This window comes from Mesorhizobium sp. WSM1293 (assembly GCF_000513875.1).
Classification (GTDB): domain Bacteria; phylum Pseudomonadota; class Alphaproteobacteria; order Rhizobiales; family Rhizobiaceae; genus Mesorhizobium; species Mesorhizobium ciceri.
Genome location: NZ_AZUV01000051.1, coordinates 1 through 1,273, shown reverse-complemented (window position 1 = coordinate 1,273; position 1,273 = coordinate 1). Strand labels below are relative to the sequence as shown.

Below are 1,273 nucleotides of genomic sequence, written 5' to 3'. Positions count from 1 at the left end.
TGTTTGGACCGGGGACATCGCGAACAGGTGTGCGAGGACATCGCGAACAGTTTGGCGTGCTCTGCGCCGGGAGGTTCGCGATGCCATTTGGGGACACCAGCGTGATGGATGGGAAGTTGGAGTTTGTGCGTCTTGCCGTGCAGGAAGGCAGCAATGTCAGTGCGCTTTGTCGTCGTTTCGGGATCGGCCGAACCTGTGGTCACAAGTTGATTGCGCGGTATCGCGCCCATGGCGAGGCCGGGCTTGCGGAGCAATCGCGTCGCCCCACGACGAGCCCGGGGCGCAGCCCGGATGCAGTGGAGGCGGCGGTTCTTGGCATGCGCCAGACGCACCCGGCCTGGGGCGGTCGCAAGATCGCCAAGGTCCTGCGGCGCGAGGGAATCGGTTCGCCTGCGCCCTCGACAGTGACCGGGATCCTGCACCGCAACGGTGTCGAACTGGGCTTGCTGGGAGGCGGAGCCAAGCCGTTCGGGCGCTTCGAGCATGCCGCCCCCAACGATCTGTGGCAGATGGACTTCAAGGGCCATGTCGCATTGCGGCAGGGCGGCCGGTTGCATCCACTGACCGCGCTCGACGACCATTCGCGCTTCTCCGTCGTGCTGCAGGCTTGCATCAACGAGACCGGCGAAACGGTCAAAACCCATCTGATTGCCGCCTTTCGCCGCTATGGACTGCCGCAGCGCATGGCTTTCGACAACGGTCCGCCATGGGGAGATGGCGGACGAAGCAACTTCACACGCTTCACCGTCTGGCTGATCGAGCATGGCGTCGCCGTCTCTCATTCCAGGCCCCTGCATCCGCAGACGCTGGGCAAGGAGGAGCGCTTCCACCGTTCGCTCAAGGCCGAAGCGATGGCCGGACCTGCTTTCGAAAATCTCGAGCGCGCGCAAAAAGCCTTCGACGCCTGGCGCGACCTCTACAACGCCGAAAGACCCCACGACGGCCTCAAGGGCTGCGTTCCCCTCGACAGATACACACCTTCGCCGCGCTCCTTCAGCGAGGCCGTCGAAGCCTTCGACTACCCACAGGGCGCCATCGTTCGCAAGGTTCAGAAAGAGGGCCGCGTCGCCTTGTGCGGCTACATCCTGCGCCTCTCCAAGGCATTTGGCGGAAAGGCCGTGGCCTTCATCCCCACCACCAAGGACGGCGTCTTCCAAGCCTTCTTCAGACATCAGAAAATAGAAACAGTCGACCTCAACCTCAGCAGACGATAAGTGACAAAACTGTTCGCGATGTCTCCGCACACCTGTTCGCGATGTCCCCGGTCCAAACA

1 protein-coding gene and 1 pseudogene are annotated in these 1,273 nt (G+C 62.8%); one reads left to right on the top strand and one right to left on the bottom strand.

Annotated features, from left to right (window positions below; genetic code table 11):
- A partial coding sequence (locus M729_RS1000000139575) for a hypothetical protein (protein ID WP_245267670.1) occupies positions 1-254 on the bottom strand: 254 nt, incomplete at its 3' end.
- Between M729_RS1000000139575 and M729_RS0130295 the strand changes: the two are divergent.
- Positions 138-1,273: pseudogene (locus tag M729_RS0130295) on the top strand (IS481 family transposase); the annotation flags it as partial. The gene M729_RS1000000139575 and the pseudogene M729_RS0130295 sit on opposite strands and share 117 nt — an antisense overlap.